The organism is Actinomadura keratinilytica, from assembly GCF_039539665.1.
Taxonomy (GTDB): Bacteria; Actinomycetota; Actinomycetes; order Streptosporangiales; family Streptosporangiaceae; genus Spirillospora; species Spirillospora keratinilytica.
Window position 1 is genome coordinate 54,487 of sequence record NZ_BAABDO010000023.1, and the last position, 16,573, is coordinate 71,059.

Here is a 16,573-nt window from a genome sequence, read left to right on the forward strand (position 1 = left end):
GCCATGGGCCGATAGAATCCGGCCATGCCCCGGGACCCCAGGACGATCGGCGTGGTGCTCGGCGACGACGCGCCGATGCTGGAGATCGGCGTGCCCGCGCGGGTGTTCGGCCAGGCGGTGCGCGGCGGCCCCGCATTCGAGGTGGTGGCCGTCCCCGAGCGGCCCGGCCCGCTGACGACCAGCGCGGGCATCCAGATCAGCGCCCCGCACCCGCTGGAGGCGCTGGACCGGGCCGGCACGGTGATCGTCCCGGGCTGGCGGGACCCGGCTCAGACGTCCATCGCGCCGCCCGTCCTGGAGGCGCTGCACGCCGCCCACGCCGACGGGGCGACCGTGGTCGGGCTGTGCCTGGGCGCCTTCGTGCTGGCCGAGGCGGGCCTGCTGGACGGGCGCCGGGCCACCACGCACTGGCGCCACACCGCCGACCTCGCCGCCGGATATCCGGGCGTGACAGTGGTCGACGACGTGCTGTACGTGGACGACGGCACGATCGTGACCAGCGCGGGGAGCGCCGCCGGCATCGACGCCTGCCTGCACCTGCTGCGGCGCGAGCACGGCGCGGCGGTGGCCAACGCGGTCGCGCGGGCGCTGGTGGTGGCGCCGCAGCGGACCGGCGGGCAGGCCCAGTTCGTCGAGCGCCCGGTGCCCGAGCCGCCGGTGGGCGACGCGATCGGCGATGCGGTGGCGTACGCGCTGGAGCATCTGGACGATCCGCGTCTGGACGTCGACCGGCTGGCCGCGGCGGCGCACATGAGCCGCCGCACGTTCGACCGGCGCTTCCGCCAGTCCACCGGCGAGTCGCCGCTGCGCTGGCTGCTGACCCAGCGGGTGCTGCGCGCCCAGCACCTGCTGGAGAGCACGGACCTGGGCGTCGACGCGGTGGCGCGGCGGTCCGGGTTCTCCGACGGCGTGGCGCTGCGTCCGCACTTCCGCAGGCTCGTGGGCGTTCCCCCGCAGGCGTACCGCAACGCTTTCCGCGCCGCATGACCCAGGAGGTTTTCGCGTGCCGTATCCCGATCCCGACCGTGTGCTCGGCTGCCTGTTCGGCGGCGCCATCGGAGACGCGCTCGGCGCGCCCGTCGAGGGCGTGCCCCTCGCGGAGATCCGGCGCCGGTACGGGGCCGACGGAATCACCGGGTACGTCCCGGGGCGGCTGCCCGCCGGGTCGATCACCGACGACACGCAGCTGACGATGTTCACCGCGCAGGCGCTGGTGCAGGCGTCCGTGCGGGCCAGGGCCAGGGGCATCGGCGGGGCGACGCTGGGCCTGCTGCAGTCGGCGTACCTGACCTGGCTCGCCGGGCAGGGCGTGCCGATGCCGCCGCAGCACTCGCTGTACGGCCCGCTGAACATGGACCCGGCCATGACAAGCCGCCGGGCGCCGGGGCGGACCGTGCTGTCCGCGCTGCTCAAGGCGGCCGAACGGCAGCGTCCCGGCTGGCCGCTGGGCACGGTCGACGAACCGATCAACGACTCCAAGGGGTGCATGGGCGCCGTCCGGGCCGCGCCGTGCGGGATCGCGGCGGGCAGCGCCGAGCGGGCCTTCGAGCTGGGCCGCCAGACGGCGGCGCTGACGCACGGGCACCCGACCGGCCAGCTTCCCGCGGGGGTGCTCGCCGCGGCGGTGCACGGCCTGGTGCGCGGCGCCGGGCTGCGGGAGGCCCTCGACACCGCCCGCGGCCTGCTGCGCAAGCACCGGAGGCACCGGGAGACGACCCGCGCCCTCGACCGGGCGGTCGAGCTGGCCGCCGAGCCGCCGTCGCCGGAGCGGCTGGAGACCCTCGGCGGCGGCTGGACCGGGGAGGAGGCGCTGGCCATCGGCGTGTACGCGGCCCTTTGCGCCGAGCGGGAGGGCGCGCCGCAGGCCGTGGGGCGGCGCGGCCTGCTGCTGGCCGTCAACCACTCCGGCGACAGCGACTCGACCGGCGCCGTCTGCGGGAGCCTGCTCGGCGCCCGGTACGGGGCGGCGGCGTTCCCGCAGGCGTGGCGGGACGGCCTCGAAGTGCGCGCGATGGTGACCATGATGGCCGACGACTGCGCGCAGGAGTTCGGCCCCAACCCGCCCACCGGCCCCTACGGCGAGCCGCCGATGTCGTGGCTGATGCGCTACCCGGAGGCGTGACGGGCATGGACCGCGTGGGCCGTGCGGCCGGCGATCGGCGGACGGACGTGGCGCCGCGCGCGGCGGAACCCGGCGACCTGGCGGGGCTGGCCGCGATCGAAAGGTCGGCGGACACGCTGTTCGCCCCGCTGGGGATCGTGTTCCCGCCCGGCCCCACCGCGATCGAGCAGGTGATCGGGGAGGCGGCCGGGGGGAACGCGGAGATCCTCGTCGCGGGCAGGCCGCCGGTGGCGTTCGCGGCGGTGCGTCCCCTGGACGGCGCGCTGCACCTGGAGCAGGTCGCCGTGCACGCCGACCACGTCCGCAAGGGCGTCGGCACACGGCTGCTGCGGGCGGTGCTCTCCCGAGCCGGGGCTCGCGACGTGACACTGATCACTTTCCGGGACGTGCCGTGGAACGCCCCCTGGTACTCCCGGCACGGCTTCGCCGAGTTTCCGCAGGAACGGTGGGGGGCCGGGCTGCGCGCCCACTGGGACGCCGAGGGCGCGGCGGGGCTGCGCGCGCTCGGCGCCCGGGTGGCGATGCGCAGACCGGGCGGGAACTCGGGGCGCGGCGGGTTCGTCTGATCATGCGGGGACGAGGGAAGGGAGGGCGATGACGGGGCCGCGCTCCTGGCCGCGGCGGGTACGGGACCGCCTCGGTGACAGGGGTCTCGCCATCGCCCTCCTGCTGGTCTTCGTCGCGGCGGCGTTCACGCCGCTGGTGGCGTTCCCCGCGGTGCGCTGCGAGGTCTTCGGCAAGGGGTGCCCGCGGGCGGTGCACACGCTGCAGGCCGTGCCGGCCGCCTCCGCCCCGGCCGCCCCGCTGACCCCGGTGGAGGCCGCCACGCGGGGCGCGTACGTGGCGCTCGGCGACTCCTACTCCTCCGGCCTGGGCGCCGAGACGACGGCGGCCGACCACAACCCGCTCAACCGGTGCCACCGCACGTCCAACGCCTACTACCACCAGGTGGCCAGGGAGTTCCGGTTCGCCGGCGGCACCGCGTTCTGGGCCTGCTCGGGCGCGACCACCGCCGACGTCCTGAACGGCAAGTCCGGCGAGCCCGCCCAGCTCGGCCGCGTCGGCGCCGGCACCAGCCTGGTGACGATCAGCATCGGCGGCAACGACGTCGGCTTCTCCCGGGTGCTGGCCGGATGCGTGGTCAAGCTGCCGTGGAGCCGCCGGTGCCAGGAGCAGGGCGGCGGCATCGCCGCGCGGATGGCCGAACTGCGCCGCACCCTGCCCGCCCTGCTCGACAAGATCACCGACCGGGCGCCGCGCGCCCGGGTGGTCGTGATGGGGTATCCGCGGCTGTTCTCCGAGGTCGACAACGCCTCCGGCGACAACATCGACGTGGCCGACCAGCGCTGGCTCAACGCCCGGGCGCGCGACCTGAACGAGCTGATCCGGCAGACGGTGCGGGAGGCCGACGAGCGGCTGGCCGCCGCCCGCGCCCCGGGCAGCGTGGAGTTCGTCGACGCCTACAGCGCGTTCGCCGGGCACGAGGCGGGCAGCCTCGACCCGTACGTCAACGGCCTGGCGGTGAACCTGGCCGGGCTGTCGGCCGAGCCGCGCAGCTTCCACCCCACCGCCAAGGGGCACCGGGCGCTGGCGGAGCTGTTCATCGAGCAGATCAGGAAGGGGCCCGGCCGCCCGCTCAACCAGTTCCGCTGACGCCCGCGGCGGGCGGCCGGTCGCAGCGACGGGTCCCGGTCAGCCCTCGGTGAGGGCGTTGAGCCGCTCGATGGCGTCGGCGAACTCCTCGATCATGTCGTAGACGACCTGGCGGGCGGGCCGGACGGAGTTCATCAGGCCCACGCACTGCCCGACGAAGTAGCCGGCCAGCTCGCGGGCGCCCGGGTTGCCGGTCTCGGCCGCCTTGGTGATCTGCCGCATCGCGCCCTCGGCGAGCACCATCTGCAGCGGCATGCCGAGCGGGCCGGGGCTGTCCGGGCCGTCCCACTCCTCGGTCCACGCCGACCGCAGCTGGCGGGCGGGCTTGCCGGTGCGCGACCGGGAGCGGACGGTGTCGCGGGACGTGGCGGCCAGCAGCTTGCTCTTGACCACCGGGGGCGTCTCGGCCTCCTCGGTGGTCAGCCACACCGAGCCGCACCACACGCCGGAGGCGCCCAGCGCCATCGCCGCGGCCATCTGCCGGCCGGTGGCGATGCCGCCCGCGGCCAGCACCGGGATGGGCGCCACGGTGTCCACGACCTCGGGGACGAGCACCATGGTGGAGATCTCGCCGGTGTGCCCGCCGGCCTCGCCGCCCTGCGCGACGATCAGGTCCACGCCCGCGGCGACCTGGCGGCGGGCGTGCTCGGCGGTGCCGACCAGCGCCGCCACCGGGACGCCGGCGGCCCGCGCGGCCTCCACCATGTGCGGCGGCGGCGGGCCGAGGGCGCTGGCGATCAGCCGGATGGGGTGGGAGAGGGCGACCTCGACCAGCTCGGTGGCGCCGCGCTCGGTGACGCCGGGGCCGCGCGCGCCGGGGCGTGCGGCCCGGTCGAACTCCGGCTGCGGCACCCCGTACTTGTCGAAGAGCTCGGCCAGGAACTTCCAGTGCTCCTCGGGGACGGCCGCCAGCAGTCCGCCGAGCTCGCCCGAGCCGCCGCGGGCGGCCTTGTCGATGCGGCCGGGGACCAGGACGTCCACGCCGTAGGGGCGGCCGCCGACGTGGTCGTCGATCCAGCGCAGCTCCTCTTCCAGGCGTTCGGGCGTGTAGGCGACGGCGCCGAGCACGCCGAACCCCCCGGCGTTGGTGACGGCGGCGACCACGTCGCGGCAGTGGCTGAAGGCGAACAGCGGGAACTCGATGCCGAACCGTTCGCAGACCTCGGTGCGCATGCCCCGACGCTAGGCGACCGAACGCCGTTCGGTCTAGGGGGCGGCGGGTCGGAACAGCACGTAGGACTCGCCCTCGGCGGGGTGCTCGAACACCGCGCGCAGCGGCAGCCCCTCGCGCAGCCCCGCCGGGTCGGCGCCGACGAGCCGGGTGTGCAGCCACGGCCCCTCGGCCAGCTCCACCAGCGCCAGGCAGACGGGCGGCGGGACGGCGCCGTCGTCGGCGGGGCGGCCGTGCAGGACGGTCCAGCTCACCAGGGCGGCCTCCCCGCTCGCCTCGGCCCAGGCGAGGTCGGATCCGCCGCAGCCGGGGCAGTCGCCGGCGTCCGGCGCCAGCCACCGGTCGCAGGCGTCGCACCGCCGCACGACCAGCCGGCCGGCCGCGGCGCCGTCGAAGAACGGGTCGGTGCGCCCGTCGCGGCGCAGGACGCCCAGGTCCATCTCAGGCTCCCTTCGCATGCGGGCTGACGATCAGCGTGGAGTGGTGGTCCAGGATGCCGCCGTTGCCGCTGACCAGGATGACGTCGTTGCGGGGGGCCTGCCGCTCCCCGCCGTGGCCGCGGGCCTGGATCACCGCCTCCGACAGGGGCGTCATGCCCCACATGTAGTAGGCGGACAGCTGCCCGCCCCCGGTGTTGGTGGGCAGCGCCCCGCCCGGCCCGAGCGCCCCGGACTCGGCGAACGGCCCGCCCTCGCCCTTGGCGCAGAACCCGTAGTCCTCCAGCGACACCAGCACCGTGTAGGTGTAGCAGTCGTAGAGCTGGCACATGTCGATGTCGCCGACGCCCACTCCGGCCATCTTCATCGCGATCGGGCCGGACACCGCCGCGCCGGTGGTGAGCCCGAACTCGCTGCCGCGCTCCCTGCCGTGCCCGGGGTGCCCCTGGCCCCAGCCCCACAGGTGGACGGGCGGCTGGGCCAGGTCGCGGGCGCGGTCGGCGCCGGTGACGACGACGGCGATGGCGCCGTTGGACACCAGGCAGCAGTCCAGCAGGTGCAGCGGTTCGGCGACCCACCGGGAGTTCTGGTGGTCGGCCAGGGTGATCGGCTCGCGCATCTGCGCCAGCGGGTTGCGCGTCGCCCACTGCCGGGTGGCGACGGCGATCGCGCCGAGCTGCTCGCTGGTGGTGCCGTAGCGGGCCATGTGCCGCCGGGCGGCCAGCGCGTAGAACGCGTTGACGCTGCGGAAGCCCAGCGCGGCGGTCATGCCGCCGTACCCGTACCACTCGCGGGCGTCGCGGTGGTACGCCGACCCCGCCGACTGCTTGGGCCGCAGCGGCGCGTCGGCGAACACGCACGCCACCGTGGACGCGGCGCCGCTGATGACCGACATCGCCGCGTACGCCACCATCGCCCCGGCGGTGGCGCCGAACGCGTTCATCTGGGTCAGCAGCCGCAGGTCGCGCAGGCCGAGCGTGCCGGCCAGCTCGATGCCGGGCGAGCCGCCCATGCCGTGGCTGACCAGCAGGCCGTCCAGGTCGGCCAGGGTCAGCCCGGCGTCGGCGACGGCCCGCCGCACCGCCTCGGCCGCGAGCCGGCGCGGGCTGCGCCCGTAGACCTTGCCGAGCTCGGTCATGCCCAGCCCCGCGATCGCGGCGCCCGACGTTGGTCCCGTCACGCCCCCTCCTTCGCTCTCCGTCCTCCCCGGAAACGTTACCGAATCAGATTCTGGTCGGTGCGGGGGAGGGGGCGGCGGACGGGTCAGGACGCCAGGACCGCCTGCAGGAAGTCGCGGGTGCGCTGCTCGGCGGGCGCCTCGAAGATCTGCTCCGGCGGGCCCTCCTCGACGATCCGCCCCCGGTCGAACATCAGCACCCGGTCGGAGATGTCGCGCGCGAAGTTCATCTCGTGCGTCACGCACAGCATGGTCATGTCGCTGTCCCGGGCGATGTCGCGCAGCAGGTCCTGCACGCCGACGACCAGTTCGGGGTCCAGCGCCGAGGTGACCTCGTCCAGCAGCAGCACCCTGGGCTCCATGGCCAGCGCCCGGGCGATCGCCACCCGCTGCTGCTGCCCGCCCGACAGCTGCGCCGGATGCGCGTCGATCTTGTCGGCCAGCCCGACCATGTCCAGCAGCCGGCGGGCCCGCTCGACCGCCTCGTCCTTGGACAGCCCCAGCACGCGCACCGGCGCCTCGGTCAGGTTGCGCAGCACGTTCATGTTCGGGAACAGGTTGAACTGCTGGAACACCATGCCGATCTGCTTGCGCATCTCGTGCAGGTGCCGCTCGCCGGCCGGGACGAGCCGGCCGCCGCGCGGCATGTGCGACAGCGGCCGGTCGCCGACCCAGATGACGCCGCCGTCCACCCTCTCCAGCGTCATCAGCAGCCGCAGGATCGTGGTCTTGCCCGAGCCGCTCGGCCCGATCAGCGTCACCCGCTCGCCGGGCGCGACCTGGAAGTCCAGCTCGCGCAGCACCACGGTGCCGCCGAACCGCTTGACCACCTTCTCGAAGCGGATGCCCGGCCCGCGCCCGGCCCGCCCCGCCGGGCCGGGCGCGGGCCGCCGGCGGCCCTGCGGGGACTCGTCGGGGACGGACGCGGACGGTGCGATGTCGGCAGGCGGGTCAGCGTCGGCAGGCGGGTCAATGTCAGCAGGCGGGTCAATGTCAGCAGGTGGGTCAATAGGTGGCATAGCGCCTCTCCAGGCGACGGACGACGATGGACGACAGCACGCTCACGATCACGAACAGCACGCCCACGACCGTGATCGGCTCCAGGTAGCGCAGCGTCTCGGCCCCGGCCCGGTAGGCGGCGCCGAGCAGCTCGCCGACGCTGATCGCCAGCAGCAGCGGCGAGTCCTTGAACATGGCGATCAGGTAGTTGCCCAGGCTCGGCACCACCCTGCGCACCGCCTGCGGCAGGATCACGTCCTGCCAGGCGCGCCGCCGCGGCAGGTTCAGCGCGACGCACGCCTCCCACTGGCCGCGCGGCACGTCGGCGATGCCGGCCCGGTACACCTCGGAGGTGTAGGTCGAGTAGTGCAGCCCCAGGCCGATCACCCCCGCCGTCAGCGCGCCGAGCGTCAGCCCCCAGGAGGGCAGCACGTAGAAGATGAAGAACAGCTGCACCAGCAGCGGGGTGCTGCGGATGAACTCCACGACCCACCGCACCGCCTGGTTGACGGCCCGGCTGGGGGTGCGCCGCAGCAGCGTCCACACCAGGCCCAGCACCAGCGCGATCAGGTAGCCGAGCACGGTGGCCAGCACGGTGACGCGCAGCCCGTCCAGCAGGTCCGGCAGGATCTCGCCGGTGTAGTTCCAGTCCCAGGTCATCAGCCCTTCACCGCCCCCGCACCGGACGCCGCGGCCGTGCGCCGGTCCGGCCGCCTGCCGAGCATGCGGTCGACGCGCCGCTCGGCGTACCGCACGGCCAGCTGCAGCACCTGCGCGATCGCGAAGTACACCACCAGGATGACCAGGAACGTCGCGGCCGTCTCCCCCGTGGCGGCGCGGATCCGCTGGGCGCTGAACGTCAGGTCCCCGATGGTGATCAGGGAGACCAGCGCGGTGCCCTTCATCAGCTCGATCAGCAGGTTGCCGAACGGCGGCAGCATCAGCGCCACCGCCTGCGGCAGCGTCACCCGCAGCGTCCGCTGCCACGGGGTGAAGTTCAGCGCGACCGCCGCCTCGTACTGCGCCCTGGGCACGGCGTCGACCGCGCCGCGCACCACCTCGGCGCCGTACGCGCCGACGTTGAGGCCGAGCGACAGCACCGCCGCGGCGATCGGCGTGAACCGGAACCCCACCAGCGGCAGCGCGTAGAACATCCAGTACATCAGCACGAGCGTGGCGGTGCCGCGGAAGAACTCCACGTACACCCGGTTCAGCGCGCGGACGGCGCGGTGCCGCGAGGTGCCCGCCAGTCCGAACACCAGCGCCAGCACCAGCGCCAGCGCCGCCCCGTACACCGTCAGCTGGACGGTGGTCCACGTGCCCCGCAGCAGCTGCGGATAGGCCTCGAGGACGTCCGACATGGCCGATCAGCCCCGGCAGTACACGGCGGCGGTGTCGTTCGGGCCGGGCAGCTCCGCCCGGGTGAACCCGAACGGCTGCAGGATCGGCAGCAGCCGGTCGGACCGCTTGAGCTCGGCGAGCTTGTCGTTGAACGCCTTGAGCAGGTCGCCGTCGGCCTTGCGGAACGCGAACGCCCCCGCGCCCTTCTGCTCCTTGCCGTCGATGACGGGGGTGAACGCGTCGGTGAGCTCGAACGGCTCGCCCCTGTGCTTGGACAGCAGGTCGGCCAGCGAGATGCGGGTCAGCGCGATGCAGTCGATGCGCCCGGCCTTCAGCCCCTCGTAGGCGCTGGGCTGGTCGGGGAAGGTCTTGATGTTGCCCTTCTTCACTCCGAGCTTCTCGGCGTACCCGGCCTCCACGGCGCCGGTCAGCACGCCGACGCGCAGGTTCTTGGCGGCGGCGTCCTGGAACGTGGCGATGCCCTCGGGGTTGCCCTTGGGCACCATGAACGCGCTCTTGGCGATGTACTCGGGGTCGGAGAACGCCACCGCCGCGCAGCGCTCGGGGGTGATGAACATGCCGGCGGCGATCACGTCGAAGCGGCGGGCGTTCAGGCCGCCGATCAGCCCGCCGAAGTCGACCTGGACCCCCTCGACCGTGCCGATGCCCAGCTCCTTGAAGACGACGCGGGCAAGCTCGGGCGCCTCCCCGGTCAGCCTGCCGGAGGTGTCGGTGTAGCCGTACGGGGCCTCGTTGGCGAAACCGACCTTGATCTTGCCCTCCTGCCGGGCGCGTTCCAGCGTGCCCCCGCCCCGGAGCTCCTGCTCGGGATCGGTCCGCGAGCAGCCGGCGGCGGCCAGCGGGGCCGCCCCGGCCAGCACGGCCGCGGTGCGCAGGAAGTGGCGTCTCGTCGGGGAAGTCATCGTCGAACTCCTGGGGGTGAGGCCCGGCGCCGGCGGGCGCGGGGCCGGGCTTGCCGGTGGTCGTGTCGGGTGCGGACGGGCGGCCGCGCCGGAGGAGGACCGCCCGTCCCGCCTCGGCCGGGCCGCGCCCTGCCGGGGCGGGGCGGCGGCGGACGGGCCGCGGATCTTCGGCCGGGCCCGGCCGGCCTGCCCCCGGCCGGGCCCGGTCACGTGGTCAGTCGCGGACGGGGGTGAAGTCGCGGGCGCCGATGAACGGCGGCCGCGGCGCGGGCGCGGAGAACGGCTCCACGCAGGCGTTGTCGACGCTGTTGAACACGATGAACACGTTCGAGCGGGGGAAGGGGGTGATGTTGCCGTTGGAGCCGTGCATGCAGTTGCAGTCGAACATCGTCGCCGAGCCGGGCGGGCCGGTGAGCAGGTCGATGCCGTGCCGCTCGGCCAGGACCGACAGGCTGCCCTGGTCGGGGGTGCCGATCTCCTGGTTGCGCAGCGACTGCTTGTAGTGGTCGGCCGGGGTCTCCCCGACGCAGGACACGAACGTCTTGTGCGACCCCGGCATGATCATCAGGCCGCCGTTGTGCACGAAGTTCTCGGTGAGCGCGATGGAGATGCTCACCGCGCGCATGCGCGGCATCCCGTCCTCGGCGTGCCAGGTCTCGAAGTCGGAGTGCCAGTAGAAGTCCTTGCCGGTGAACCCGGGCTTGTAGTTGACCCGGCTCTGGTGCACGTAGACGTCGCCGCCGAGGATCTGCCGGGCCCGGCCGACCACGCGCGGGTCGCGCACCAGGCCGGCGAACACCTCGCTGATCCGGTGCACCTCGAAGATGGAGCGCACCTCGTCCGAGTCGCGCTCGGTGACCGTCCGCTCGTCGGCGAGGATCCGCGGGTCGGAGGCCAGGCGGCGCAGCTCGGCCCGGTAGGTCCGCACCTCCTCGGGCCGCAGCAGGCGGTCGACGGTCAGATAGCCGGTCGCCTCGTACGACCGCAGCGTCTCGGCGTCGATCGGGCCGTCGTCCGGGCCGCCGTACACCACGGGGTCCTGGCGGTACAGCAGCGCCGGCTCGGCCGCCTTGCGGGTGGGATAGGCGTCGGTGCTCGTCGGATGGGACTCGATGACACTCACGCGTCCTCCTCGGTCAGCAGCGGGTAGACACCGTTCTCGTCGTGGACCTCCCGGCCGGTGCAGGGCGGGTTGAAGACGCAGACCGTGCGCACGTCGGTGCGGGCGCGCAGCGTGTGGTGCTCATGCCCGTCGAGCAGGTACATGACGCCGGGTTCGATCCGGTGCGTCTCGCCGGTCTCCTCGTTGACCAGCTCGCCCTCGCCCTCGATGCAGTAGACGGCCTCGATGTGGTTGGCGTACCACATCCTCGTCTCGGTGCCCGCGTACAGCACCGTGTCGTGCAGGGAGAACCCGACGCCCTCCCGGGCCAGCACCAGGCGGCGGCTCTCCCAGGTGGGCGCCTTCACATCGCGGTCGGTGCCGATGACGTCCTTCAGTGACCTGACGATCATTCGCTGTTCCTCTCCGGGGGCGGTGGCGCGGTTCAGGCGGCCACGGCGGTGCGGACGGCTTCGACCGAGTCGGCCAGGATCTCCAGGCCGGCGGCCAGGTCGGCCTCGGCGGTGGTCAGCGGCGGCAGCAGCTTGACGACCTCGCTCTCGGGCCCGGAGGTCTCCATCAGCAGACCGCGCCGGAACGCCTCGGCGCACACCTTCGGCGCCAGCTCCGGCTCCCGCATGACCAGGCCCCACACCAGGCCCCGCCCGCGCACCGAGTGCACCGCGCCCGCGTGCTCCAGCGCGATCTCCCGCAGCGCCCGCTCCACCTGCTCGCCCTTGGCCCGGGTCTGCTTCTCCAGGCCCGCGTCGGCCCAGTACTCCTCCAGCGCGCCGGTGGCGGTCACCATCGCGGGGTTGAAGCCGCGGAAGGTGCCGTTGTGCTCGCCGGGCTCCCACACGTCCAGCTCCCGCCGCAGCAGCGTCACCGCCAGCGGCAGCCCGTAGCCGCTCAGCGACTTGGACAGGCAGACGATGTCCGGGGTGAGTCCGGCCTCCTCGAAGCTGAAGAACGGGCCGGTGCGGCCGCAGCCCATCTGCACGTCGTCGACGATCAGCAGGATGTCGTGGCGGCGGCACAGGTCCTGCAGGCCGCGCAGCCACTCGGCGCTGGCGGTGTTGATCCCGCCCTCGCCCTGCACGGTCTCGACGATCACGGCGGCGGGCCTGTCCAGGCCGCTGCCGCTGTCCTCCAGCATCGTCTCGAACAGCAGGAAGTCGGGGGTGCGGCCGTCGAGGTAGTTGTCGTAGGGCATGGCCACGCCGTGGCCCAGCGGCACGCCCGCGCCGGTGCGCTTCATCGAGTTGCCGGTCACCGCCAGCGCCCCCAGCGTCATGCCGTGGAAGGCGTTGGTGAAGCCGACGACCGTCTCCCGGCCGGTGTACTTGCGCGCCAGCTTCAGCGCGGCCTCCACCGCGTGGTTGCCCGCCGGACCGGGGAACTGCACCTTGTAGTCCAGGCCGCGCGGCCGCAGCACCACCTCGTCGAAGCGTTCCAGGAAGCGCCGTTTGGCGGCGGTGTACATGTCGAGCGAGTGCACGATCGCGTCGCTCGCCAGGTAGTCCAGCAGCCGGCGTTTCAGCACCGGGTCGTTGTGCCCGTAGTTGAGCGTGCCCGCCCCCGCGAAGAAGTCCAGGTACGTCTTTCCGTTCTCGTCGGTGATATGGCTGCCCTGCGCGGTGGTGAACACCGTGGGCCAGCCCCTGCAGTAGCCGCGTACCTCGGATTCGAGACGAGCGAATACGTCCATGTGTTCTCTGCCTCCGGCGGTTCGGGGGAATGAGCGGTCGAAGAAAACGGCCGTGCGGTCGTCGGGACGGTCGGGACGGGAATCCGGGTGAATCCGGGAACGGGGCTGGAACGGGGCGAGGGCAGGGATCGGGGATCGGGGCGTGGACCGGTCCGATGCGCCGTGCGCCGGCCGCGTGCACCGCCCGGCGGTGCCCGGGCGCAGGGCCGGGCGGACGCCGCCGCGGGCGCCGCGCGACGGCCGTCAGGAACGGTTCACCGGGCCGATGCGGAACAGGATCTCGGGCTCGTGGCCGGCGGGAAGGTGCGCGTCACCGAACAGCGGGCTGCGGACCACCGCGCAGCCGCGGCCCCGGGCGAACGATTCGAACATCGCCGCGCTGGCGGTGTTGCCGGGTGTCACCGTGGCCTCCATGTACCGGCAGCCCAGCGCGGGCATCCGGTCGCCGAGCCGGTCCAGCATGCGCCGGGCGAGACCCCGGCCGCGGTGGGCGCGATCGACCGCGACCTGCCACACGAACAGCGTGTCGCGCCGGTCGGGGCGCACGTAGCCGGTGACGAAACCGCATGCCGCGTCGTCCGTCCGGGCCACCACGGAGGTGCCGGAGAAATCACGGCACCAGAGCAGGTAACTGTATGGCGAGTTGACGTCCAGCACGTTCGAGTCCCGCGCGAGCCGCCACATCTCGGGACCGTCGGCCAGGTCTGGCTCGCGGAGCCGGAACGCCGCCTCGCTCCCTGTCGGAGGGGATGTCGAGCGCAGGGATTGCGTTGCCATGTGAGAGAAACCTAGCGAAGGTTCCTGAACGCGCCGCGGGCATTGTTATCGACGAGATGTTTGGCATTCCCGCGACCGGGTAGGGGAAGGGGCTTGTTCGATTCGGGCGCGTCCGGTGCGCGCGGCGGCGGGGGAGGACCGCGCCGTTCTCCGCCGCACGCAGGGGAATCCGCCGGACGGGCGCCGGACGCGTCGGCGCCCGTCCCGGCCGCCACCCTGGGTGACGCGGCGTGTACAGCCCCCGGCCTCAATGTTTCAATTATGTGAGGTAAATCACTCGCTCGTAGTGACAACTGTGTGGCCCTGCGGCGCGTCGGGGGTGTGCCGCGCGGTGGCGGCGCGGTCCGAGTGACAGATGAGGCAGGTTGTGCGCCGTCCCCGTCGGTGCCTTCGCAGGCGTTCACGACGCGGTGCCGCCCGCAGGCTCGCGCGGGCGGCACCGACGTGGAGGCGTCGGGGCGGAGCGGAAGGGATCGGCGGAAGGGCTCAGCGGGCGAACCGGTCGGTGGCCTCGATGAGGTGGTGCAGGATGCCGGGCTCGTCGTAGGAGTGGCCCGCGTCGTCCACGAGGTGGAACTCGGCCTCGGGCCAGGCGCGGTGCAGGTCCCAGGCGGTGGCGGGCGGCGTGCAGACGTCGTAGCGGCCCTGCACGATGACGGCCGGGATGTGCCGGATCTTGCCGACGTCGCGCAGCAGCTGCTCGTCGTCGAAGAAGCCCTCGTTGACGAAGTAGTGGTTCTCGATGCGGGCGAACGCCACCGCGAAGTCGGGGTCGCCGAACGACTCGACCAGCTCGGGGGAGGGGCGCAGCTTCATCGTGCCCGCCTCCCACTGCGCCCAGGCCCGCGCGGCGGCCACCCGCACGTCGCGGTCGGGGGAGTTGAGGCGCTCGTGGTAGGCGCGCAGGAGGTCCTCGCGCTCGTCCTCGGGGATGGGCGCCAGGAACTTCTCCCACAGATCGGGGAACATGAGCGAGGCGCCTTCCTGGTAGAACCAGTACAGCTCGAACGGCCGGAGGGTGAAGATGCCCCGTAGCACCAGCTCGCTGACCCGCTCCGGGTGCGTCTGCGCGTACGCCAGCGCCAGCGCGCTGCCCCACGACCCCCCGAACACCAGCCACCGTTCGATGCCCAGGTGCTCGCGCAGCCGCTCCATGTCGGCGACCAGGTTCCAGGTCGTGTTGTGCTCCAGCGACACTTCCGGGTCGGCGGCGTGCGGCAGGCTGCGCCCGCAGTTGCGCTGGTCGAACAGCACGATCCGGTACGCCTTCGGGTCGAACTGGCGGCGGTGCGCGGGCGTGCAGCCCGCGCCGGGCCCGCCGTGCACCATCACCGCGGGCTTGCCGTCGGGGTTTCCGCAGACCTCCCAGTGGATCCGGTTGCCGTCGCCCACGTCCAGCAGCCCGGAATCGTACGGTTCGATCGGCGGATACAGGGTTGCGAGCTCCATGAGCTGTGATTGTTTCATCTCACGCGGGGGGTCGTGAGATGCCGCACCCGCGGCTTGATCTGCGGGAAAGGACTGTGAGGATCAAGAAACTAAACCCCAAACAGGGCAAACGCTGTGGTGATCGGCACTAGAGTGCCTTCCATATGCCAAGCGACGAGCCGCCAGGCGAGGAGTGCAGCGAACAGATGAGCACAGCAGCCCCGCGACCGTTGCTCCGCACCCGCGCCGCCCGGCGGGTCGGCCGAGTACGGCGAGGAGAACTTGGAGGGCCGGAGTGAGCGAGCTGAACGGGTCGGGCGGCGGACGCAAGATCCCGGACGCGGCCTCTCCCTGGCCCGTTCCCGCGGCGCAGCAGCCGATCAAGGCCGCCGGGCACGCGGGCGAGGCGGGCGGCCGGAGCGACCCCGACCTGGCCGAGGCGCAGCCGTGGGACATCGTCGAGCGGCTGCGGCAGATGGCCGACCTGATCGGGGACGCGCTCGCCGCCGGCGAGCGCAAGGTCGCCGAGGCGCACACCGACGCCCAGAACCAGGTCGCCGCGATGCAGGCCGAGAAGGAGGCCGCCCAGCGCGACGCGGCGGCGGCCTGGGGTGAGGTGCAGCGTGCGCGGGGGCAGGCCGAGGAGGCCGACCGGCGGGCGCTGGAGGCCGAGCGGCGGCTGGCCGAGGCGCAGAATGAGGCGCAGTCCCAGATCGCCGCGCTCCAGGCCGAGAAGCAGAACCAGGTCGCCGCGCTCCAGGCGGAGAAGGAGTCGGCGCAGCGGGACGCGGCGGCCGCTTGGGGTGAGGTGCAGCGTGCGCGGGGGCAGGCCGAGGAGGCCGACCGGCGGGCGCTGGAGGCCGAGCGGCGGCTGGCCGAGGCGCAGAGCGAGGCGCAGTCCCAGATCGCCGCGATGCAGGCGGAGAAGGAGGCCGCCCAGCGCGACGCCGCCGCCGCCTGGAACCAGGCCCAGCAGGGGCGCGCCCAGGCCGAGCAGGCCCGCGCCCAGGCCGAGCAGGCTCTCGCCCAGGCCGAGCAGGCGCGCGTGCAGGCCGAGCAGGCCCGCGCCCAGATGGAGCAGGCGCGCGCGCAGATGGAGCAGGCCCAGGCGCAGGCCGAGCAGGCCGAGCGCAGGGTCGCCGAGGCCGAGGCCACCGTCCGGCAGGCCATGGCGCAGCGCGACTCGATGAGCGAGGCCCGCGACGACGCGCTGCGCGCCGTCGAGGACGCCGTCACCGCGCGGCGCGCCGCCGAGGCCGAACGCGACCGGCTCGCCGAGCAGGCCGCCGAGCTGTCGCGGGCGCTGGAGGGCGCGCACGGCGAGCTGTCGGCGCTGCGCGCCAAGGCCGCCGACGCCGAGCTGACCGCCAAGAACCTGCAGCAGGTCGCCGCGGCGGCCGCAAAGGAGTCCGAGGACGCCCGGCGCCGCGCCGGGGAGGCCGAGCTGCGCGCCCAGGAGTCCGAGCGGCGCGCCCAGGAGGCCGAGCGCCGCGCCGCGGACGCCTACCGGCGGGCCGGCGCCGCCGACCGGCTGCTGGCCGAGGCCGAGCGGCTGGTGCAGCAGGCCGGCAAGGAGCGCGAGCAGGCCCTCGACACGGCCGCGCAGTCGCTGGAGGCCGCCAAGAAGGCCGAGCGCGAGCGCGACGCCGCCGTCGCGGCCCGCGCCCAGCTGGAGCAGGCCCGCGCGCAGCTGGAGCAGGCGCGCGAGGCGGCCGAGCGGGCCCGGGAGGCGGCC

17 protein-coding genes are annotated in these 16,573 nt (G+C 73.9%); 5 read left to right on the forward strand and 12 right to left on the reverse strand.

Annotated elements, in window-relative coordinates; all coding sequences use genetic code 11:
- Nucleotides 1-24: 24 nt before the first annotated feature.
- From ABD879_RS10805 to ABD879_RS10820, 4 genes are read left to right on the forward strand one after another with little or no spacing between them, the layout of a single operon-like run.
- Nucleotides 25-987, forward strand: coding sequence for a GlxA family transcriptional regulator (locus tag ABD879_RS10805; protein ID WP_345020054.1), 963 nt, complete (start codon nucleotides 25-27; stop codon nucleotides 985-987).
- 16 nt (nucleotides 988-1,003) lie between these two features.
- Nucleotides 1,004-2,122 carry an ADP-ribosylglycohydrolase family protein gene (locus tag ABD879_RS10810; RefSeq protein ID WP_345020056.1) on the forward strand — a complete coding sequence of 373 codons (1,119 nt, stop codon included), beginning with the start codon at nucleotides 1,004-1,006 and terminating at the stop codon, nucleotides 2,120-2,122.
- A 5-nt stretch (nucleotides 2,123-2,127) separates the two neighbouring features.
- Nucleotides 2,128-2,688, forward strand: coding sequence for a GNAT family N-acetyltransferase (locus tag ABD879_RS10815; RefSeq protein WP_345020058.1), 561 nt, complete (start codon nucleotides 2,128-2,130; stop codon nucleotides 2,686-2,688).
- Nucleotides 2,689-2,716: 28 nt separating this feature from the next.
- A complete protein-coding gene (locus ABD879_RS10820; RefSeq protein ID WP_345020062.1) occupies nucleotides 2,717-3,775 on the forward strand; it encodes an SGNH/GDSL hydrolase family protein in 1,059 nt (352 codons plus the stop codon).
- Between the two features lie 39 nt (nucleotides 3,776-3,814).
- On the opposite strand, the gene ABD879_RS10825 is transcribed toward ABD879_RS10820, so the two are convergent.
- From ABD879_RS10825 to pip, 12 genes are all read right to left on the reverse strand, one after another.
- Entirely contained in the window at nucleotides 3,815-4,948 is a 1,134-nt protein-coding gene (locus ABD879_RS10825) for an NAD(P)H-dependent flavin oxidoreductase (RefSeq protein WP_345020065.1), read from the reverse strand.
- A gap of 33 nt (nucleotides 4,949-4,981) precedes the next feature.
- Nucleotides 4,982-5,404: a Zn-ribbon domain-containing OB-fold protein gene (locus ABD879_RS10830; RefSeq protein ID WP_345020067.1), complete on the reverse strand. Its 423-nt coding sequence runs from the start codon at nucleotides 5,402-5,404 to the stop codon at nucleotides 4,982-4,984.
- Nucleotides 5,388-6,563, reverse strand: coding sequence for a thiolase family protein (locus tag ABD879_RS10835; protein WP_345020069.1), 1,176 nt, complete (start codon nucleotides 6,561-6,563; stop codon nucleotides 5,388-5,390). The genes ABD879_RS10830 and ABD879_RS10835 overlap by 17 nt, the downstream gene beginning before the upstream one ends.
- Before the next feature lie 83 nt (nucleotides 6,564-6,646).
- Nucleotides 6,647-7,498, reverse strand: a complete 852-nt coding sequence (ehuA, locus tag ABD879_RS10840) for an ectoine/hydroxyectoine ABC transporter ATP-binding protein EhuA (protein ID WP_425549627.1) — start codon at nucleotides 7,496-7,498, stop codon at nucleotides 6,647-6,649.
- Nucleotides 7,499-7,565: 67 nt separating this feature from the next.
- Nucleotides 7,566-8,219: an ectoine/hydroxyectoine ABC transporter permease subunit EhuD gene (ehuD, locus tag ABD879_RS10845; RefSeq protein ID WP_345020071.1), complete on the reverse strand. Its 654-nt coding sequence runs from the start codon at nucleotides 8,217-8,219 to the stop codon at nucleotides 7,566-7,568.
- A complete protein-coding gene (gene ehuC, locus ABD879_RS10850; RefSeq protein WP_345020074.1) occupies nucleotides 8,219-8,920 on the reverse strand; it encodes an ectoine/hydroxyectoine ABC transporter permease subunit EhuC in 702 nt (233 codons plus the stop codon). The genes ehuD and ehuC overlap by 1 nt, the downstream gene beginning before the upstream one ends.
- A 6-nt stretch (nucleotides 8,921-8,926) precedes the next feature.
- Complete coding sequence (ehuB, locus tag ABD879_RS10855) at nucleotides 8,927-9,823, reverse strand: ectoine/hydroxyectoine ABC transporter substrate-binding protein EhuB (protein WP_345020076.1); 897 nt, start codon at nucleotides 9,821-9,823, stop codon at nucleotides 8,927-8,929.
- A 214-nt stretch (nucleotides 9,824-10,037) separates the two neighbouring features.
- Nucleotides 10,038-10,946, reverse strand: coding sequence for an ectoine hydroxylase (gene thpD, locus ABD879_RS10860; RefSeq protein WP_345020078.1), 909 nt, complete (start codon nucleotides 10,944-10,946; stop codon nucleotides 10,038-10,040).
- A complete protein-coding gene (locus ABD879_RS10865; RefSeq protein WP_345020080.1) occupies nucleotides 10,943-11,338 on the reverse strand; it encodes an ectoine synthase in 396 nt (131 codons plus the stop codon). Before ABD879_RS10865 ends, thpD begins: the two co-directional genes overlap by 4 nt.
- 32 nt (nucleotides 11,339-11,370) lie before the next feature.
- Complete coding sequence (ectB, locus tag ABD879_RS10870; RefSeq protein WP_345020083.1) at nucleotides 11,371-12,633, reverse strand: diaminobutyrate--2-oxoglutarate transaminase; 1,263 nt, start codon at nucleotides 12,631-12,633, stop codon at nucleotides 11,371-11,373.
- Between the two features lie 243 nt (nucleotides 12,634-12,876).
- A complete protein-coding gene (gene ectA, locus ABD879_RS10875) occupies nucleotides 12,877-13,410 on the reverse strand; it encodes a diaminobutyrate acetyltransferase (RefSeq protein WP_345020085.1) in 534 nt (177 codons plus the stop codon).
- A 486-nt stretch (nucleotides 13,411-13,896) separates the two neighbouring features.
- Nucleotides 13,897-14,859 carry a prolyl aminopeptidase gene (gene pip / locus ABD879_RS10880; RefSeq protein ID WP_345020086.1) on the reverse strand — a complete coding sequence of 321 codons (963 nt, stop codon included), beginning with the start codon at nucleotides 14,857-14,859 and terminating at the stop codon, nucleotides 13,897-13,899.
- A 274-nt stretch (nucleotides 14,860-15,133) separates the two neighbouring features.
- On the opposite strand from pip, the gene ABD879_RS10885 reads away from it, so the two are divergent.
- On the forward strand, nucleotides 15,134-16,573 hold a 1,440-nt coding region (locus tag ABD879_RS10885), incomplete at its 3' end, for a coiled-coil domain-containing protein (RefSeq protein WP_345020088.1).

Coding starts and splice junctions, on each gene's coding strand:
- ABD879_RS10805 (WP_345020054.1), top strand. CDS start 25: ATGCCCCGGGACCCCAGGACGATCGGCGTGGTGCTCGGCGACGACGCG.
- ABD879_RS10815 (WP_345020058.1), top strand. CDS start 2,128: ATGGACCGCGTGGGCCGTGCGGCCGGCGATCGGCGGACGGACGTGGCG.
- ABD879_RS10820 (WP_345020062.1), top strand. CDS start 2,717: ATGACGGGGCCGCGCTCCTGGCCGCGGCGGGTACGGGACCGCCTCGGT.
- ABD879_RS10825 (WP_345020065.1), bottom strand. CDS start 4,948: ATGCGCACCGAGGTCTGCGAACGGTTCGGCATCGAGTTCCCGCTGTTC.
- ABD879_RS10830 (WP_345020067.1), bottom strand. CDS start 5,404: ATGCGAAGGGAGCCTGAGATGGACCTGGGCGTCCTGCGCCGCGACGGG.
- ehuD (WP_345020071.1), bottom strand. CDS start 8,219: ATGACCTGGGACTGGAACTACACCGGCGAGATCCTGCCGGACCTGCTG.
- ehuC (WP_345020074.1), bottom strand. CDS start 8,920: ATGTCGGACGTCCTCGAGGCCTATCCGCAGCTGCTGCGGGGCACGTGG.
- ehuB (WP_345020076.1), bottom strand. CDS start 9,823: ATGACTTCCCCGACGAGACGCCACTTCCTGCGCACCGCGGCCGTGCTG.
- ABD879_RS10865 (WP_345020080.1), bottom strand. CDS start 11,338: ATGATCGTCAGGTCACTGAAGGACGTCATCGGCACCGACCGCGATGTG.
- ectB (WP_345020083.1), bottom strand. CDS start 12,633: ATGGACGTATTCGCTCGTCTCGAATCCGAGGTACGCGGCTACTGCAGG.
- ectA (WP_345020085.1), bottom strand. CDS start 13,410: ATGGCAACGCAATCCCTGCGCTCGACATCCCCTCCGACAGGGAGCGAG.
- pip (WP_345020086.1), bottom strand. CDS start 14,859: ATGGAGCTCGCAACCCTGTATCCGCCGATCGAACCGTACGATTCCGGG.